Annotated in this window: 13 protein-coding genes; 5 read left to right on the top strand and 8 right to left on the bottom strand. The window is 63.2% G+C overall.

What is annotated here, in order from left to right; all coding sequences use genetic code 11:
* Window positions 1-56 precede the first annotated feature (56 nt).
* The 3 genes from kdoO to HV711_RS20350 all read right to left on the bottom strand — a co-directional run bounded on the left by kdoO (window position 57) and on the right by HV711_RS20350 (window position 3,652).
* Complete coding sequence (gene kdoO, locus HV711_RS20340) at window positions 57-941, bottom strand: Kdo hydroxylase KdoO (RefSeq protein ID WP_013587410.1); 885 nt, start codon at window positions 939-941, stop codon at window positions 57-59.
* A gap of 49 nt (window positions 942-990) precedes the next feature.
* Window positions 991-1,992, bottom strand: a complete 1,002-nt coding sequence (gene waaC, locus HV711_RS20345; RefSeq protein WP_035481207.1) for a lipopolysaccharide heptosyltransferase I — start codon at window positions 1,990-1,992, stop codon at window positions 991-993.
* A 265-nt stretch (window positions 1,993-2,257) separates the two neighbouring features.
* Window positions 2,258-3,652 (bottom strand): phosphomannomutase/phosphoglucomutase, encoded by a 1,395-nt coding sequence (locus HV711_RS20350; protein WP_035481209.1) that lies wholly within the window; start codon window positions 3,650-3,652, stop codon window positions 2,258-2,260.
* A gap of 245 nt (window positions 3,653-3,897) precedes the next feature.
* Here HV711_RS20350 and HV711_RS20355 point away from each other — a divergent pair, with 245 nt between their 5' ends.
* The 4 genes from HV711_RS20355 to galE all read left to right on the top strand — a co-directional run bounded on the left by HV711_RS20355 (window position 3,898) and on the right by galE (window position 8,262).
* Window positions 3,898-5,160, top strand: a complete 1,263-nt coding sequence (locus tag HV711_RS20355; protein WP_035481230.1) for an oligosaccharide flippase family protein — start codon at window positions 3,898-3,900, stop codon at window positions 5,158-5,160.
* Entirely contained in the window at window positions 5,157-5,990 is an 834-nt protein-coding gene (locus tag HV711_RS20360; RefSeq protein ID WP_035481211.1) for a glycosyltransferase, read from the top strand. The genes HV711_RS20355 and HV711_RS20360 overlap by 4 nt, the downstream gene beginning before the upstream one ends.
* 85 nt (window positions 5,991-6,075) lie before the next feature.
* The gene (locus tag HV711_RS20365; protein ID WP_035481213.1) at window positions 6,076-7,224 is read left to right on the top strand and encodes a glycosyltransferase family 4 protein; all 1,149 of its coding nucleotides are present in this window, start codon (window positions 6,076-6,078) and stop codon (window positions 7,222-7,224) included.
* Window positions 7,225-7,236: 12 nt separating this feature from the next.
* The gene (gene galE, locus HV711_RS20370) at window positions 7,237-8,262 is read left to right on the top strand and encodes a UDP-glucose 4-epimerase GalE (protein WP_035481215.1); all 1,026 of its coding nucleotides are present in this window, start codon (window positions 7,237-7,239) and stop codon (window positions 8,260-8,262) included.
* Between the two features lie 70 nt (window positions 8,263-8,332).
* Here the strand turns inward: galE and HV711_RS20375 are convergent, their stop codons facing one another.
* On the bottom strand, window positions 8,333-9,955 hold the full coding sequence (locus tag HV711_RS20375) for a methyl-accepting chemotaxis protein (RefSeq protein WP_035481217.1): 1,623 nt from the start codon (window positions 9,953-9,955) through the stop codon (window positions 8,333-8,335).
* Window positions 9,956-10,219: 264 nt separating this feature from the next.
* Between HV711_RS20375 and HV711_RS20380 the strand changes: the two genes are divergently transcribed.
* The gene (locus HV711_RS20380; RefSeq protein WP_035481219.1) at window positions 10,220-11,320 is read left to right on the top strand and encodes an MraY family glycosyltransferase; all 1,101 of its coding nucleotides are present in this window, start codon (window positions 10,220-10,222) and stop codon (window positions 11,318-11,320) included.
* Between the two features lie 87 nt (window positions 11,321-11,407).
* Here the strand turns inward: HV711_RS20380 and HV711_RS20385 are convergent, their stop codons facing one another.
* From HV711_RS20385 to HV711_RS20400, 4 genes are read right to left on the bottom strand one after another with little or no spacing between them, the layout of a single operon-like run.
* On the bottom strand, window positions 11,408-13,291 hold the full coding sequence (locus HV711_RS20385; RefSeq protein ID WP_035481232.1) for a polysaccharide biosynthesis protein: 1,884 nt from the start codon (window positions 13,289-13,291) through the stop codon (window positions 11,408-11,410).
* An 11-nt stretch (window positions 13,292-13,302) separates the two neighbouring features.
* Entirely contained in the window at window positions 13,303-14,325 is a 1,023-nt protein-coding gene (locus HV711_RS20390) for an MraY family glycosyltransferase (protein ID WP_175145215.1), read from the bottom strand.
* A complete protein-coding gene (locus HV711_RS20395) occupies window positions 14,319-15,290 on the bottom strand; it encodes a UDP-glucose 4-epimerase family protein (protein WP_035481221.1) in 972 nt (323 codons plus the stop codon). Before HV711_RS20395 ends, HV711_RS20390 begins: the two co-directional genes overlap by 7 nt.
* Window positions 15,287-16,135, bottom strand: coding sequence for a glycosyltransferase family 2 protein (locus HV711_RS20400; RefSeq protein ID WP_035481223.1), 849 nt, complete (start codon window positions 16,133-16,135; stop codon window positions 15,287-15,289). Before HV711_RS20400 ends, HV711_RS20395 begins: the two co-directional genes overlap by 4 nt.
* Between the last annotated feature and the right edge of the window lie 1,319 nt (window positions 16,136-17,454).

Consider the following 17,454-nt stretch of genomic DNA (forward strand, 5'->3'; position numbering starts at 1 on the left):
AGCGGCCCAATCGAGCCAATCGGGCAGCGCCCGCGCATGCAAACCAGCCGCGGCGCTCAAACCAGCGCCCTGCCCTTGAGGCGTTCGAGTATGCCAAGGGGCGCGCATTCGGGCTGCGCCATCGCCTTGACCGGCAGAAAGAAGGTCTGTTCCAGCATGAACTGGCCGGACATCACCGCATGCGAAGTCTGGTCGGAGAAACACACCCAGACGCTGCCCGGGGGAAACGGCATGGTTTCCTGCGGGCTCGTCTTCTGATAGTCGAGGTCCGCCTTCATGCCGTCGTGCAGATGGAGCATCAGGTGGTCGTATTCGCTGCGCGGCGACTTGGTGACATGCAGCAGATTGAGCAGCCATGCCGAACCCGGCATTTGCGGCTTGATGCGCGGCAGGAAGCGCTTGGCCATGTCTTCGAATGGTTCGCCGACGCGCCACACGCGCGGCACACCATGCGGATTCACGTTGGTGAACACGCGCAGAATGCGCTCGCCGTAATTCGGCCGCGACGGGAACGCGTCGACGTGCAAACGGCTGTCGTCCTTGCGCCACGACGTCTGGCGCGTTTCCACCTGATGCAGCCGCAGGCTCGTGGGCGCGACGCGCAGCTTGCCGTTGTATTCTGGAAAAAGCCCGTCGACGAGCGTGCGCGCATTCGCCTGATAACGCGCGATCAACGCGCGCACCGCGGACTGCGTGACGGCGTCGCCGGCCACGCCGTGCAGCGCGCCGCCATTCGGTTCGAGGCTGATGTTCTTGCGGTTTGGATCGGCGAGCGCGGGATCGAGCAGCGCGGTTTCGCCGCCTTCGATCGCAAAGCGCAGATTCGGGAAATACAGCACCTTGCCGCGTTCGACGCCGGCGAGCAGCGTCTCGCGCGGCACGGACAGGTTGCGCCCGTGCCAGTCGGCGTTCGCGACTTCGATGATCTGGGTTTCGTTCATGATCGCCCTTGAAAACGGATGATGCGTAAGGCGAAGCGCGCCGGACGAATTACAGCAGGCCAAAGCCGGCAAGCGCGGACTTCACGTGTTGCAGCGTGGGCGGCTGGCCGGCCGTGCCGAGATTGACGACGTTCGGCGACCAGTAACCGCCGGTCCGCCACGCGGTGGCGAAATTGTACAACTCGACCGTCGGCCGCTTCAGCGCCGCCGCGATGTGCACTAGACCTGTGTCAACGCCGACCGTCGCGGCCGCGCCTTCAATGAGACCGACCACCGCCGGCAACGACAACCTGGGCGGCACGATGGCCGCGGCGCCGAATTCCTTCGCGAGACGCTCGCTCGTCGCGCGTTCGGATTCGCTGCCCCACGGCAACACGATCGACGCGCCGCGCCGCACGAGCGACTGCCCCAGCTCGATCCACGCGGTATCGGGCCATTGCTTGTCCGCGCGCGAGGTCGCGTGCACGAACACCACGTAAGGCACCGGAAGATTCAGATTGGCCGCCGAGAGCGCCAGCGCGGCGCGCCCCGTATCGATGCCGAAGTCGATGTCGTCGGTAGGCTGCGGCTGCGGATCGTTCAGCGCTGCGGCCACCAGTTGCCGCGTGCGCTCGACGACATGAGTGCGCGGCTCGATCGGCACACGCCGGTCGTAGAAAAAACGCACCGGCCACTCGAAGCCGGCCCCGTCCGTGCGATTCGCGAGGCCGACGAGCGGTCCGCGCGCCATGCTGGCGACCCACGCGGTCTTGATGAGCCCCTGGCAGTCGATCACGAGATCGTAGTGCTCGGCGGCGAGCGCACGGCGAAACGCACCGATCTCGCGCCAGTTGTCGACCGAAAAGAGACGCTTGCGCCAGCGCCGCAGCGACACCGGAATCGCCCGCCGCACGCCGCTCACCAGTTCCACGAGCCCGACGAAGCTTTCCTCGACGAGCCAGTCGATCTGCGCCTCGGGATGGCGGCGCCGGATGTCGGCGATCACCGGCATGTTGTGAACGACGTCGCCCAGTGACGACACCCTCACGATCAATATCTTTTGCACGCTCAAGAGAGGGAAACCGGCTATGCGGTCCGAAGATGCATTGAAAGAGGTGCCGCGAAGCCTTCCGCTTTGCTTCGCGCGAGACCTCCGGCGGGCGGCGCCACGACGTGCACGTCATGGCGCCAGGACGGCAATTCTAGCGCGAGCTGGCCAATTGGCATGAAAAAACGCGGCGCGGTAAGTGAAACCCGCGCCGCGTTAGCGACAATGGCTGCGGCGCGTTGCAAAGCACCGCGCCGCCGCTGCCTATGCTCGATCTGTCAGAACCGCATCAGAACGGCAGCTTCGCGTCCGCCTTCTCCGCGAGAATCACGCGGCGGAAGTCTTCCTGGATGCGCTTGAGCGCCGCGTCGTTATCGGCTTCGAAACGCATGACCACGACCGGCGTGGTGTTCGACGAGCGCGCGAGGCCGAAGCCGTCCGGGTACTCGACGCGCAGGCCGTCGATGGTCACGACGTCGTCCGCGCCGGTGAATTGCGCGTTTTTCTGCAGACGTGCGATGAGCTCGAAGTTCTCGCCTTCTTCCAGCTTCAGCTGCAGCTCGGGCGTGGAGTGCGAATTGGGCAGCGAGTTCAGCAGGTTGCTCGGGTCATCCACGCGTGTGAGGATTTCGAGCAGACGCGCGCCGGTGTAGAGGCCGTCGTCGAAACCGTACCAGCGGTCCTTGAAGAACACGTGGCCGCTCATTTCGCCTGCGAGCGGCGCGCCGGTTTCCCGCAGCTTCGCTTTGACGAGCGAGTGGCCGGTCTTCCACATGAGTGGCTCGCCGCCCTTGTCTTTCACCCACTTCGCGAGATTGCGCGTGCACTTCACGTCGTAAATGATCTGCGCGCCCTTGTTGCGCGACAGTACTTCTTCGGCGAAGAGCATGAGCTGGCGGTCCGGATAAATGATCTGGCCGTCTTTCGTGACGACGCCGAGGCGGTCGCCGTCGCCGTCAACTGCGAAGCCGATTTCCGCGTCCGTTTCCTTCAGCGCGCGAATCACGTCCTGAAGGTTTTCCGGATGCGCCGGGTCCGGGTGATGGTTCGGGAAGTTGCCGTCGATCTCCGTGAAGAGCTCGACGAGTTCGCAACCGAGCTTCCTGAAGAGCTGGGGCGCGAGGCCGCCCGCAACGCCGTTGCCGGTATCCACCACGATCTTGATGGGACGCGCGAGCTTCACGTCGCTTGCGATGCGCTGCAGATAGTCGTCGGCAATGTCGTACTCGACATACGTGCCGCTGCCCTCAGAAAAGTTTTCGTCGACGATGCGCTGATGCAGCGCCTGAATCTGCTCGCCGTAAATCGCGGAGCCGCGCAGCACCATCTTGAAGCCGTTGTAATCCGGCGGATTATGACTACCCGTCACGACGATGCACGAATCGACGCGGCGCTCGCCGCCCTCGAGCTGCAACGGCACGCTTGCCGCGAAATAACCGACGGGCGTCGGCACCATGCCGACATTGACCACGTCGACGCCGGCCGCACGCAGGCCGTCGGACAATGCCTGGATCAATTCCGGACCCGACAGACGGCCGTCGCGCGCGACCACCACCGCGTCGCCGCCCTGCGCACGCACTTCGCTGCCGAACGCGCGGCCGATCGAACGCGCTGCGTCGGCGTCGAGCGTCTTGCCGATCACACCGCGAATGTCATACGCCTTGAAAATGGATTTGGAGATCATGTTGGCTCACTTGCGTGCAATGGAAAATTTTGACCGGCGCAGTCATGCGGAATCGGTAAATCATAGCGATCGGACATGATGCTGCGCCCTTGCCGGAAGCGATCCGGTTCCAACTTATAATTGCGCCTTTCGGACCAGCTTGGTAACGCCATTCTAATGCTTAGACGCCCTCCATTTGTAAAGTTGCCCAGATGGCCAACGAGGCGGATGAACTGCCGCAAAGTGCATGGGCGAGCGCTTGCCGGATGCTGACGCTCAAACGCTTTGCCAACCCGGACGTCACGCGCGCGTTCGCGAATATTGTCTGGCTTGGTCTCGAACGGCTCACGCAAATCGGCGTGGCGATAGCGATCAGCGGCCTGCTCGCGCGTTACTTCGGACCCGACACGTTCGGCAAATGGCAATACGCCAATACGCTGCTGCTCGTGCTCTCGCCCATTACGTGGGTCTGCGGAGCCGAGATTCTCGTGCCCACCATCGTCGCGCGGCCGCCCGCGCAACTCGGCACCGTGCTCGGCAGCGCCTTTACGCTGCGCTTTTCCGTGTCGGTCGCGGCCTTGCTGCTCACGTGGCTCGGCATTGCGCTGGGTTTCTTCGACCCGCTCGTCGGCGCCATGCTCGCGGGGCTCGCGGTCACCATGCTGTTTCGCGAGCCGTTCGTCGGCGTGATCAATGCGTGGCTGCAAAGCATGACCTACAGCAAGCCGCAGCTGCTTACGAGCATGAGCACTGCGGTGCTCAAGGCGGGCCTCGTGTATCTGCTCGTGCGCGCGGCCGCGGAGCCCTGGCGCTTTGGCTGGCTGTGGGCGCTGGAGTCGGCGGCGATCGGCAGTGTACTGGTCGTCTATTACATTCGTCGGCATGGCGGCAAGCTGGGCTGGCACTTCGACCGCGCGCTCTTCACGCATTTCGCGAGCGCGGGCACGGTGTTCTGGCTTGGCCTCATCTGTATGTACCTGTTCCTGAAACTGGACCGGCTCATGCTCGAGCGCGCCATTTCATTCGCCGATCTCGGGCGCTATTCGGCCGCGCAACAGCTGAACGAAAACTGGATCACGCTCGCGCTGATGCTCGCGCAGACCATCGCGCCCGCGTTCGTCTATCGCGTGCAGCAGGCCGCGCAACTGCGCCGTAACGTGTTGCGCCTCACGGCGATGACCGCCGCGCTGATGATCTCCGGCGCGCTCGTGCTCGACCTGCTCGCAGGCTTTATCATCCGGCGCGTGTTCGGGCCGGGCTTCGAAGGCGCTATCGAGATTTTCCGCTGGGCCGTGTGGCTTTCCGTACCGGCGGGCATTGAAGCGATCGGCAATCTCGTCGTACTCAAGTATCAGGCGAAGTTCGTGTTGCTGTTCAAGTGGCTCTTCGCGCTCGGTGTCGCGTTCGTGGTCAACCTGCTGGCTATTCCGCGGCTTGGCGCCTATGGCGCGCTGGCCGGTCTCGCGGGCGGTTATCTGGCGGCGGCGGCCGTTAATATTTATTACATCCGTTTCAAATTAAGCCCATGACGCTTCCTTTCGCCGACGCGCCGCCGCACTGCCTCGACGACGTCGCGGTGCTGATGCCCGCCTACAACGGCCAGGCCGACGTCGATCTGACGCTCGCGTCGTTCAGCGAACGTGCGCTGGTGCACGTCCTGATCGTCGATGACGGCAGCACGCCGCCCATCGTCGCGCCTGCGCTGCCCAACCTGCAGATCGAAGTGCTGCGCATGCCGGTGAACGGCGGCATCGAGCGCGCGCTGGAAGCAGGCATCGACGCTTTGGCCCAGCGCGGCTTTCGCTATGCGGCGCGTATCGACGCGGGCGACCGCAGCGTGCCGCAACGGCTCGCGAAGCAGCGGGCCTATATGGAAGCGCATCCGCAGGTGGCCGGGCTCGGCATGTGGACCCAGGTCGTCACGCGCGCGGGCGAGCCGCTTTTCATGCTGCGCCCGCCCGCCGAAGCCGCGCAGATCCGGCGCCTGCGTTTTTTCCGCTCATGCCTTGCACATCCTTCGATGATGCTGCGTATCGACGCGGTGCGCGCGGTCGGCAACTATCGCGCGAAGTATCGCTCGGCCGAAGACCTGGATCTGTTCGTACGCCTGATGGAGCGCTACGATTGCGCGAATCTGCCGGAACTGGGCCTCTATTACGAGCTGAACGAAGGCGGCATCAGCGCGACGAAGCGGCGCCGCCAGGTAGTCTCGACGCTGCGGCTGCAACTGCGCTACTTCAACGTCGCCAATCCGTACGACTGGCTCGGTCTTGCCAAGAATCTGCTGCATCTCGTGACGCCTTACCGCGCGTTGCAGCGGGTCAAGCGCGGCCTGCTCGCGCCCCGTGCGAGCCATTGAACCGCGCGCGACTCATTGAACCGCGCGCGAAGCATTTAACCGCGGCGCCCTTCGCCCTTTCATTCACCGTCAAGCGCTTTCCAGCATGAAGCCAGCCCTCAAGTCGACGCCCGCGTTACGCATTACACTCGTGTGTAACACCGCCTGGGCAATCTATACGTATCGGCAAGGGCTGATCCGCATGCTGGTGGGGCGCGGCGTCGACGTGACCGTGCTCGCGCCGCGCGACCGCACCTTCGAGCTGCTCGCGGCCATGGGTTGCCGCTGCATCGAATTGCCGGTCGCTTCCAAAGGTACCAATCCGCGCGACGATCTTCGCACGCTGTACTCGCTGTATTGCCATTACCGCGCGATCCGCCCGCACGTAGTGTTTCATTACACGATCAAGCCGAATATCTACGGTTCGATCGCCGCGAAACTCGCGGGCGTGCAGTCGGTCGCCGTGACCACGGGGCTCGGCTATGTGTTCATCCAGCAGAGCCGTGCCGCGCAGGTCGCCAAAAAACTGTATCGTTTTGCGTTCCGTTTCCCGCGCGAAGTCTGGTTTCTGAATCGCGACGATCAGGCAGCGTTTGTCGAACAGAATTTGTTGGTGCATCCTGAGCGCGCGCGGCTTTTGCATGGCGAAGGCGTCGATCTCGAGCAGTTCAGCTTCACGCCCCTGCCCGAGCGCGCGGAATTCAGGTTCGTGCTGATTGGCCGTCTGCTCTGGGACAAGGGCGTCGGCGAATACGTGGAAGCGGCGCGGCGTCTGCACGAGCGTTACCCGCACGCGCGTTTCCAGTTGCTCGGGCCGGTGGGCGTCGACAACCCGAGTGCGATCACGCGCGACGAAGTGGCGGCGTGGGAACAGGAAGGCATCATCGACTATCTCGGCGAGGCGCACGACGTGCGGCCTTTTATTGCCGATGCGGATTGCATCGTGCTGCCGTCGTATCGCGAAGGCGTGCCGCGCACGCTAATGGAAGCCTCGGCAATGGGGCGCCCCATTGTCGCGACCGACGTGCCGGGCTGCCGCGAAGTGGTCGCGCACGGCGTCAACGGATTGCTTTGCGAAGCGCGCAATGCAGAAAGCCTGGCAGGCGCGCTCGCGCATATGCTCGACATGAGCGGCGCCGAGCGCCGCGCCATGGCAGAACGCGGCCGGCAGAAAGTCGCGCAGGAGTTCGACGAACGCGTCGTCGTCGAAACGTATAAAGACCTGGTGCAAAAAATGACGGGCGTTTTACTTTAACGGAGCAACAGCATGACCACGAAGGGCACGATTCTGGTAACGGGCGGCGCGGGCTTTATCGGCTCGCATACCTGCGTCGAACTGCTGAACGGTGGCTACGACGTCGTGGTAATCGACAATCTGGTGAACAGCAACCGCGAGTCGCTGCGGCGCGTCGAACAGATCACTGGAGGCGCGGTGGCGTTTTATGAGGCCGACGCGCGCGACCAGGCGGCGCTCAATCGCATCTTCGACGCGCACCCGATCACGGGCGCCATTCACTTTGCCGCGCTGAAGGCGGTGGGCGAGTCGGTCGCCAAGCCTATCGAGTACTACAGCAACAACGTGGGCAGCCTGCTCGCGCTGCTCGGCGTGATGCGCGATCGCAACGTGAAGCAGTTCGTGTTCAGCTCGTCCGCGACGGTGTACGGCGTGCCGAAAAGCTCCCCCATCGACGAATCGTTTCCGCTCTCCGCGACTAACCCGTATGGCCAGTCCAAGCTGATCGCCGAGCAGGTGCTGCGCGATCTCGAAGTGGCCGATCCGTCGTGGCGCATCGCCACGCTGCGCTATTTCAATCCGGTCGGCGCGCACGAGAGCGGGCTGATCGGCGAAGATCCGGCGGGCATTCCGAATAACCTGATGCCGTATGTCGCCCAGGTCGCGGTCGGCAAGCTGGAAAGACTGCGGGTGTTCGGCGGCGACTATGAAACGCCGGACGGCACCGGCGTGCGCGATTACATCCACGTGGTCGATCTCGCGCGCGGGCATCTCGCGGCGCTCGATGCGCTCGTCAAGCGCGACGCGAGCTTCGTCGTCAATCTGGGAACGGGCCAGGGCTATAGCGTGCTCGACGTGGTGAAGGCGTTCGAGAAGGCGTCGGGCCGCCCGGTGCCGTATGAAATCGTGGCGCGCCGTCCGGGCGACGTGGCGTCGTGCTTTGCGGATCCGCGCGCGGCCTCAGAAGTGCTCGGCTGGCGCGCGGAGTTCGGCATCGAAAGAATGTGTGCGGACCACTGGCGCTGGCAGTCGGCGAATCCTCGCGGATTTGCAGGCTGACGGCAGACGCTGCCCGCCGCGCGGCGCTTGCGGGTGCCGTTTGGACCCGCAGCGCCCTCGGTGCGCCGGATCAGGACATGGCGAGCGCCGCGCCCGCCACGCCGCTCGTGGGCGTCACGGCGTAGCTCGCGTGTCGCGCCGAGCCGTCGCTCACGCGAAACACGGCGACCGCTTCGCGCAACACGGCCGCCTGTTCTTCCAGTGATTTTGCCGCCGCAGCCGCTTCCTCGACGAGCGCGGCATTGTGCTGCGTGACCTCGTCGATCTGCGAAACGGCCTTGTTGACCTGCTCGATGCCGTCGCTCTGTTCCAGCGCTGCGGCCTCGATCTCGCCCATAATGCCGGTCACGCGCTCGACCGATTGCATCGCCTCGTTCATCGTGCGGCTCGCCTCGGCGACAAGCGACGCGCCCTGCTCGACCTGCGCCGCCGAATCGCCGATCAGCTCCTTGATCTCCTTCGCCGCGGCGCCCGAGCGCTGAGCGAGGCTGCGCACTTCCGAGGCCACCACCGCAAAGCCGCGCCCCTGCTCGCCGGCACGCGCGGCTTCCACGGCTGCGTTCAGCGCGAGAATGTTGGTCTGAAACGCAATGCCTTCGATCATGCCGATGATCTCCGTCACCTTGCGCGACGATTCCGTGATGCCGTCCATCGTCTCGGTGACGCGCGAGACGACGTTGCCGCCGCGCGTGACCGTGTCGAGCGCGCCGTGCGCAAGCCGGTTGGCCTGCTTCGCGTTGTCGGCGTTCTGCTTCACGGTCGCCGAGAGCTGTTCCATGCTCGCCGCCGTCTGTTGAAGCGCCGCGGCCTGCTGTTCGGTGCGCGCGGACAGGTCCGCGTTGCCCGAGGCGATTTCGTTCGCGCCCTGCGTGATGGCCGTCGTGCTGCCGCGCACTTGCGATACGGTTTCAACGAGGCCGTCGCGCATCTTCGTCAAGGCGCTCAGCAACTGGCCCATTTCGTTGCGCGACTGGCTCTTGATCGCGACCGTCAAATCGCCTGCGGCCATGCGCTCGAAATGCTTGACGGTGGCGTTGACCGGCTTGATGAGCGCCGCCGACAACGCCATGCGCGCGCCGATGCCGATCACGATGGCGAGCGCGCCGATCGCGGCGAAGAGCAGCGTCGCGATCTGGAAGCGTTGCGCGGCGGTCTCGGCCTGCTGGTGCTGGTTTTCCGTCTGCGCGTGTTCGAGCGCGTCGATTGCCTTCGAATACGTGCTGTAGAACGCGTTCGCCGTCTCGCCCTGAATGTTGCGGAAGGTGTTGAAGTCGAAGTCTGTCAGCGCCTTGAACTCGGGCTCGATCGCCTGATCGACGAGCGCGCTGCGCGCCTGCTCGACGTTTTGCGCGAGCTTCTTCTCAGCGTCGCTCGAAAACGGGCCGGCCATGTAATTGCGGAAGTCCTTGTTCGACTCGACGAGCACCTTGTGCGCCGCCGGCAGCAGATCGTCGGTCTGCTTGCCGACACTAAAGAGCGTTTGATAGGAGCCCAGCGCCAATTGCACCTGCAGCAGCTTTTCCGAGCTCGCCTTCAGATGCGAGAGCGCCCCGGCGCTGCGCTGCGTGTCGTCGAGACTGCTGTTGGCCAGTTGCAGCGCGCCATAGCCGACACCGATCACGGTCAGCAAAAAAGCAACGAACACGCTGATGACCAGCGTCAGGCCGCCACGAATTGTGATGTTGTTTAGCATGGGTTCTCCGGAACAGTCTTGTCGATCCGCGGCGAGTGCCTGTTCACCCGCGTTGTCCGCACGTCGCCGCATCCCGCTTTAACGGCGTGCGAAGCGCCTCGCTAAATAGGTGAAATCCATGACCGGCGCGGGTTTCCGGGCGATTCACACCTCACTATCTGGGATATTTCGCGGCATGCTTCGCGACCTTGACGAGCGCGGCGCTTTTCCGGGCGTGCAAGGTTTCGTTTGTATAATTCGGCGTCTTTGTTCAGGCCCACTTTCATGCTCAGTTTTGCGCTCGGCTTTCTCGTTTCACTGCTGATCACGCTTGTGATCGTGCGCTATGCGCATCTGCATGAAAAATTCTCGACGGACAGCGATCTCGCCGGCGTGCAGAAATTCCACGTTCGTCCGGTGCCGCGCATCGGCGGGACCGGCATTCTGCTCGGGCTCGTCGTCTCGGCCGTGCAGTTGCATCGTGCCTATCCGGCTGTGTCCGGCGGCATTCTCGGGCTGATTGCATGCGGCATGCCGGCCTTCGGCTCAGGTCTCGTAGAAGACCTGACCAAGCGCGTGTCGCCGCTCGCGCGCCTTGTCTGCACGATGGCGGCCGCGGCGCTTGCTTATTTCCTGCTGGATATCGCGGTCACGCGCATCAGCGTGCCGCCGCTGGATTTTCTGCTCTCGTATGCGGTGATTTCGTGCGCGGTGACCGTGCTCGCGGTGGCGGCGCTCGCGAATGCGATCAATATCATCGACGGCTTCAACGGCCTCGCGTCGATGGTCGCATTCATGATGTTCGCGTCGCTCGCCTACGTGGCTTTCCAGGTGCACGACCCGATCGTGCTGTCCGCGTCGTTCATGATGATGGGCGCGGTGCTTGGCTTTTTCATCTGGAACTTCCCGGCGGGGCTGATTTTTCTCGGCGACGGCGGCGCGTATTTCATCGGCTTCATGCTCGCGGAACTGTCGATCATGCTGGTGATGCGCAATCGCGACGTGTCCGCGTGGTATCCGGTGCTGCTTTTCATGTACCCGATCTTCGAGACGTGCTTTTCCATTTACCGCAAGAAGTTCATTCGCGGCATGTCGCCGGGCATTCCGGACGGCGTGCATCTGCACATGCTGGTTTATAAGCGGCTGATGCGCTGGGCAGTCGGCGCGCGTACCGCTCGCGAGCTCACGCGGCGCAATTCGCTGACGTCGCCTTATTTGTGGCTGCTCTGCCTGATTGCGGTGGTGCCGGCGACGTTGTTCTGGCGGCACACGCTGCATCTGTTCTGCTTTGTGGTGGTCTTTGCGGCGACTTACGTGTGGCTTTATGTGAGCATTGTGCGGTTCAAGTCGCCGCGGTGGATGGTGGTGAGGAAGGCGAAGCACTAAAAACGAAAGGCGCCTAGGGCGCCTTTCGTTTTGCTGCGTCCTCAGCGGAGGAGAGATCGACATGCGCGGCGCGAAGCCCGCCCTCGCTCATGAAACCCGCGTAACCGCCGCAGGTACGCTGCGCAGTGCAGTCGACGTGGCCGGCTGATATTCGGCGACCCAGCGGCGCAGATCGCGGCGGACCTCGTCGTCGGTCGGTACGCGGTGCTGCATCAGCCACGGCAGCAGGTTGTCGATCAGGCTGTCGGGCACTTCGCGCGCCTTCGCGATACGTAGCTTCGGATGCGGCGTGCGTGTGGTGGTTTCGTCGTCGGCGAGCAGTTCTTCGTAGAGCTTTTCGCCGGGGCGCAAGCCCGTGTAGACGACGCGGATCTGTTCTTCCGTAAAGCCGTATAGCCGGATCAGATCGTGCGCCAGATCGGCGATGCGCACGGGTTTGCCCATGTCGAGAATGAAGATTTCGCCGCCGTGCCCCATGCTCGACGCTTGCAGCACGAGCTGCGACGCTTCGGGAATCGTCATGAAGAAACGCGTGATTTCCGGATGCGTGACCGTGACGGGCCCCCCGCGCGCGATCTGCTCCTGAAATTTCGGGATCACGCTGCCTGCGCTGCCGAGCACATTGCCGAAGCGCACTGTCTCGAACTGCGTGCGCCGCGTGCCTTGCTGCTGAAGCGACGAGCACACCATTTCCGCGAGACGCTTGCTCGCGCCCATCACATTAGTGGGGTTGACGGCCTTGTCGGTGGAAATCAGCACAAAGTGCGCGACGTCGTGACGGATCGCCGCGCGCGCCACGCGATAGGTGCCGAGCACGTTGTTGCGCACGGCCTGCCACGCGTTCACCTCTTCCATGAGCGGCACGTGCTTGTAGGCCGCGGCGTGAAAAACAATGTGCGGGGTATAGCGCGCCATGACCTGATCGAGCAGCAGCGAGTCCTTCACGTCGCCGATGATCGGCACCACGGAGACTTCCGGATACTTGTCGGACAGCTCTTCATTGAGCCGGTAGATGGAGAACTCGGAGATGTCGAACGCGACCAGTTGAACCGGGCCGAAGCGCAGAATCTGCCGGCACAGCTCCGAGCCGATCGAGCCACCCGCGCCCGTGACCATGACGACGCGGTTTTTGAGGAGCGCTTCGACGTGGTCGGTGTCGATCATGACCGGGTCGCGGCCGAGCAGGTCTTCGAGGTCGATCTGGCGGACGCGGGAGAGGAAGGCCTGGCCTTGGCTGACAGCGGTCAACGCCGGCAGCACGAGCGCGCGCACGCCGGCGCGCACACAGAGCGTGGCAACGCGACGCTGAACATCCACAGAGGCCGACGGGATGGCGATGATCGCGTATTCGGTCTTCAGCTCCTCGGCCATGCGCGGCAATTCGCTGATCGAGCCGAGAACCTTGTAACCGTAGATTTCGCGCCCGTGCTTGGCCACGTCGTCGTCGAGCAGGCCGACCAGCCGCCATTCACTCGACCGCGACAACTCACGCGCGAGGCTCGCACCCGCGTTGCCCGCGCCGAGCACGACGACCGGCTTGCCTTGGGCGACAAGGCCGCCGTAAAGGTAGAACTCCTTGGTCGCCCGGTACAGCGCCCGCGATCCGCCCATGGCCAGGAACAGGAAGAGGGGCGACACGACGAGGACCGAGCGCGGCACAATGGGCGAAGGTTGCACCAATACCGAGACAACCATCGCAACGAGCGCTCCGGCGATGACAGCTTTCGAGATTCGAAGCAGATCGGGCAAGCTGGCGAATACCCACATGCCGCGGTACAGGCCGAAAATGCGGAACATCACGCCGTAGACCGGCAGTACCCACAGCAGGGAACGCACGGCGCCGACGCGGAAGTCGTCCGGGATCGAGCCGTTGAAACGGAGGAGATACGCGATGAGCCACGATCCCGCAACCGCGCACAGATCGAAAAGGAACGCGCTGAAAGACAGCCAGGTGGCCTTGTTTCTTAACATCAGCGGCATCCTTACTCGTCTGACAGTGTTGATTGGAAACGACGCCAGCGCATATCGACAACCACACCCGCCAGAAAAAGAACCACCACCCAACCGGCGAGGATGCCCCACTGGACGATAGCATCGCGGCCCAGAGCAAATACAGCAAGCATTATGCCAGTTGCCATGACGACATACCACGCCAAAGCGGTCCTTGCATGACCAACCCCACTGCGCACCATACGCTGATAGTAGTGCTCGCGGTGCGGTTGCCAAAATCTTTCTCCCCGCAGGAGCCGGCGTGCGAGCGTCACGGACGCATCCGCGATGAACGGCGCAAACACCATCGCGGGAAACCAGATGGGCCAGACGCCCCCGCGCCAACCCCAGTAGCCGAATGCCCCCGCCAGAAAGCCTAGGGAAATGGACCCTGCATCGCCCAAAAAAATTCGGGCCGGATGAAAGTTGAAAAAGAGGAAGCCTAGAGCCGCGCCGGACACCGCGACGGAGGACCAGGCCAGCTCCGGCGACGGATGACCGCTCAGCAGCGCGGCCACGGCGTAGCCGGCGAAGCCGAACAAGGCCATGCCCCCGGCGAGCCCGTCGGCGCCATCCATGAAATTGTAAAGATTCACCAGCCACAACATCAGGAAGGCAAGTATTGCCAAAACCCACCATGGCGCGTTGGCGGCGAAGAGAGACACCAGGCCGACAACGGCCAACACGTGCGCAACAAACCTGACCCGCGCGGGCAGGCCGCGGCGGTCGTCGATCTGGGAAACCGCCGCGAGGAAGGCCGTGCCCAGCGCGGAGAACCAGAGTGCGGGCGCCAACAGCAAGGTCGCAATGACGCCCACGGGGACCACGCCCCACCCGCCGACTCGCGGCGTGGGCGCGTTGTGAAGCGACCGGTCGTTGGGTACATCCGTGGCAAGACGCCAGGCGAGTCCGGTGCGCAGCAAGGTCCAGAGAATCGCTCCACATGCGCAAGCGGATGCGAGTGCGATCAGGGCTGCAGCCGCCCAAGCCGGCAAGGTGACGAGGTACGTCAGCACTCGCGATCTCCCTGTGTAGTGCGGTACCAGCGGGCCGTGGCCGCCAGTCCTTCGTCGGTGGAATACGGAGGTGTCCAGCCCAACACCGAGCGGATTCGCGCCGTGTCCACCCGCAATGCGCCGACCAGCCGATCCACCTGTGCAGAACGGCCTGTCAGTCGGCCGGCCAGACGCAGCCAACGCTCGGGTATCGGGAGCAGCCGCGCCGGCTGGCGCAAGTGGCGGCCCAGCGCGCGGCACAGTTCAGCGACGGTAAGCGCGTCCGTGTCCGCAACATGGAAGCATTGGCCCGCCGCATGCGGATCCGTCGCGCAACGCATCAGCGCGTCTGCGAGGTTCTCGACGTACACGAGGCTGCGTCGTCCATGGACGGCGCCAAGGGGCAGCGGCAGGCCTTTTCCTATGCCTTGCATCAGACGCAGGAAATTGGCGCGTACCCCGGGGCCGTACACCAGCGGCGGGCGCACAATCACCAGCTCCAATCCCGTCTCACGAGCATAGCGGGCGAGCGCCTGTTCGGCGGCAAGTTTGGAGCGGCCGTAAGGGTCTTCGGGAGCCGGAGCATCGTCTTCGGTCAGAGGTCGCCCTTTATCGGCTTCCGCAACCGCCTTGATACTGCTGACAAAGACAAAACGGCGAACGCCACGCTGTGAGGCAACTCGCGCGAGGCGAAGCGCACCTTCGACATTCGTGGCGTGGAAGGCGGCTTCCGGATCTGCCGACACTTCGTGCATCACATGGACGCGGGCCGCGAGGTGGACGACGCAATCGGCAGCGAGCGAAGCCGGCCACCCGGCTTCTATGGCCACGAAGTCCGCGCTGGGCTCGATCCACTCGGCGACACCCGGCTCGAGCTGCCCGCCGCGCCGGACGAGGCCGGTGACGGTGTGTCCTGCGTCGAGTAGCACGCGGCTCAGCGCGCGACCGACGAACCCGTTGGCCCCTGTCACGAGTATGTGACTCATAGCCACTTCCAGCCGAAGCGGTTGAAGAACTTGAAGGCGGAAGAGATGAACATGCGGATGTGGGCAAAGCCCTTGCGCGCCGCGCCGCCGCCGTGATGCAGAACCCGCACCGACGGCGCATACACGACACGCGTGACGTCGTGCGCGCGCAGGCTCAGATCGTAGTCCTCGAAATAGAGAAAGTAGCGAGCGTCGAAACCCGCCAGTTGCTTCAGGACGGACGTGCGGAACAGCATGAAACAGCCACTGACGATGGGCGGGTCCCACACGACGTCATGCGCATTGATCTTGTCCCGCATCTCATACCGTGCGAGACGACGCGAAAACCATTGCCTCGGCCTCGCAGGCAGGAAGCCTCGCGCGAACAGGTCGAGCAGCGTGGGATATCGCCGACAGAGGAACAGTTGATGGCCATGCTCATCCCCGATCCACGGCGTGATAAGGCCAGCCTCCGCATGCACCTCGAAGAAATCACAGGCTTCGCAAAGCGCGTTGCGAGCGAGATCAATGTCGGGGTTCAGCACCAAGTGGTATCGGCTGGTACTCCGTTCAATCGCAAGGTTATGGCCACGGCCGTAGCCCACGTTGCCCTGCCCTGCGATGATCGTCGTAGTAGACACACCGTGAGATGCGAGTTCCGCCAACGCAGCGAGACAGTCAGGTAACCCCCCGTTATCCACTAGGTATAGCGTCACCGGGAAGCTAGGGCGGCCGGCACGGAGTGCGTCGCTTGCCTTGGCTAGACTGGCGAGCGTGGCGGTCAATTGGTCGATATCCGGGCGATAGACGACCATTGAGACGGACAACCCCTCAGATTTGAACTGCGGCGCTTGTGTAGCTGTCATCTGTAGTAACTAAGTGCTTCTCGTGGGCACGTCTCGTAAATTGTGTGGCCGCAAGAAATTCGTCAGTTTGCGCAAGTTTGCTGACTTAGGCAACAGAGGCCTTTCATTCCTGTCGTCTGTAATCTCATATGCGCGGGGCATTGCGTTGTGGCTGACGGAAGTTGTCCGAAAATACCGGGACCGCTTCTGCTCTATCCATCGGTCTTCTGGCACCAATCGCAAATGAAATTTACGCCTTCCCATGTATCAGTAGTCAAATCGTTGGTGCGAGGGTCAGCACACCGGCCCTTGCTCGGTCGCGTGTTCAAGAGTTGTTCCCCCAGACTGACAGGCACGGGTTGACAACGGTGTGGAAGCGGCGACATAGCTAAATTATGATCATCGATCGGCGTAGTTCGACGGCAATCGGAGACGACGGTCGGCACAATCGCGCGAACGTTGTCAAGGAGGGTGTTGCCAAGATTTCCGCCATCGCCACTCGTTCCAAGCCCCCGACAACAGGGCACAACAGACGATCTCAAATCGTTGAAAGTCAGGGCGAACGTTCAGCATTCATGTAGCTATTTGCGACGGCGGGTTGGGCCAACATGGATGCATTGGAATAACGCGGGAGATCGAGCTTAATTTACGCACGATGTTGACCCACGGCGCGCGGAACGCGCCGGAACCGGCCAAGAGTTGGGCCTCCGTCAAGCAGTTGCGCAAGCAAGGGTTGAACGCGGTTTTGATCGCCTCGGTTACCAACGTTGAGGAGCGGCTCCCGACGCGCCCTGAACTAGTCGCGCACTCGATTGTCGCTCGGGGGAGCGACACGGCAAGCCGATGAAGCTCGCGCACGCGGCGCTACGATACAACGCGGCGCTACGATACAATCCGCGTCGACGCCTCATTTCCAACGCTGCAACAGTCGACCGTCGCGGCAGAGTCATGACTGACCTCCATGCTAGTACTCCTACTTCTCATTTCCTGCGAAAATGGCATGAGAAATGAAACGCGCTCGTAACCTCTATTGTCAACTGTGCCGGAGACTAGTTGTGTCGCGACCATTGTCAAACCGCCCCAGTTATGGCACCTAACACCGCCAAGCGTAGCCCCGATGGAGCCGCTTTCCCAAGAGACAACTTCAGCAAGCAAAGATGTGGGGGCGCAGCGTTGCGCCAGCGGCAAATTGACGCCGCACAGCCAGTTGGCACTGTGTCCAGAAGTTTCGGCAATGTCCCACAGACAGTTGAAGGTTGGGACGGCGGGTGCGGCATAGATTATGCGACCTTGCGATCATGGTCAATGTTGGATTTCGAGGGCGAACGCTTCAGGGCGGC

The organism is Paraburkholderia phenoliruptrix (assembly GCF_902859825.1).
In the GTDB taxonomy this organism is placed as follows: domain Bacteria; phylum Pseudomonadota; class Gammaproteobacteria; order Burkholderiales; family Burkholderiaceae; genus Paraburkholderia; species Paraburkholderia phenoliruptrix.

Excerpts from the sequence above, each read along its gene's own strand:
- galE (WP_035481215.1), top strand. The coding sequence starts at position 7,237 with ATGACCACGAAGGGCACGATTCTGGTAACGGGCGGCGCGGGCTTTATC.
- kdoO (WP_013587410.1), bottom strand. The coding sequence starts at position 941 with ATGAACGAAACCCAGATCATCGAAGTCGCGAACGCCGACTGGCACGGG.
- HV711_RS20380 (WP_035481219.1), top strand. The coding sequence starts at position 10,220 with ATGCTCAGTTTTGCGCTCGGCTTTCTCGTTTCACTGCTGATCACGCTT.
- HV711_RS20385 (WP_035481232.1), bottom strand. The coding sequence starts at position 13,291 with ATGTTAAGAAACAAGGCCACCTGGCTGTCTTTCAGCGCGTTCCTTTTC.
- HV711_RS20375 (WP_035481217.1), bottom strand. The coding sequence starts at position 9,955 with ATGCTAAACAACATCACAATTCGTGGCGGCCTGACGCTGGTCATCAGC.
- HV711_RS20365 (WP_035481213.1), top strand. The coding sequence starts at position 6,076 with ATGAAGCCAGCCCTCAAGTCGACGCCCGCGTTACGCATTACACTCGTG.
- HV711_RS20360 (WP_035481211.1), top strand. The coding sequence starts at position 5,157 with ATGACGCTTCCTTTCGCCGACGCGCCGCCGCACTGCCTCGACGACGTC.
- HV711_RS20350 (WP_035481209.1), bottom strand. The coding sequence starts at position 3,652 with ATGATCTCCAAATCCATTTTCAAGGCGTATGACATTCGCGGTGTGATC.
- HV711_RS20355 (WP_035481230.1), top strand. The coding sequence starts at position 3,898 with ATGCTGACGCTCAAACGCTTTGCCAACCCGGACGTCACGCGCGCGTTC.
- HV711_RS20395 (WP_035481221.1), bottom strand. The coding sequence starts at position 15,290 with ATGAGTCACATACTCGTGACAGGGGCCAACGGGTTCGTCGGTCGCGCG.
- HV711_RS20400 (WP_035481223.1), bottom strand. The coding sequence starts at position 16,135 with ATGACAGCTACACAAGCGCCGCAGTTCAAATCTGAGGGGTTGTCCGTC.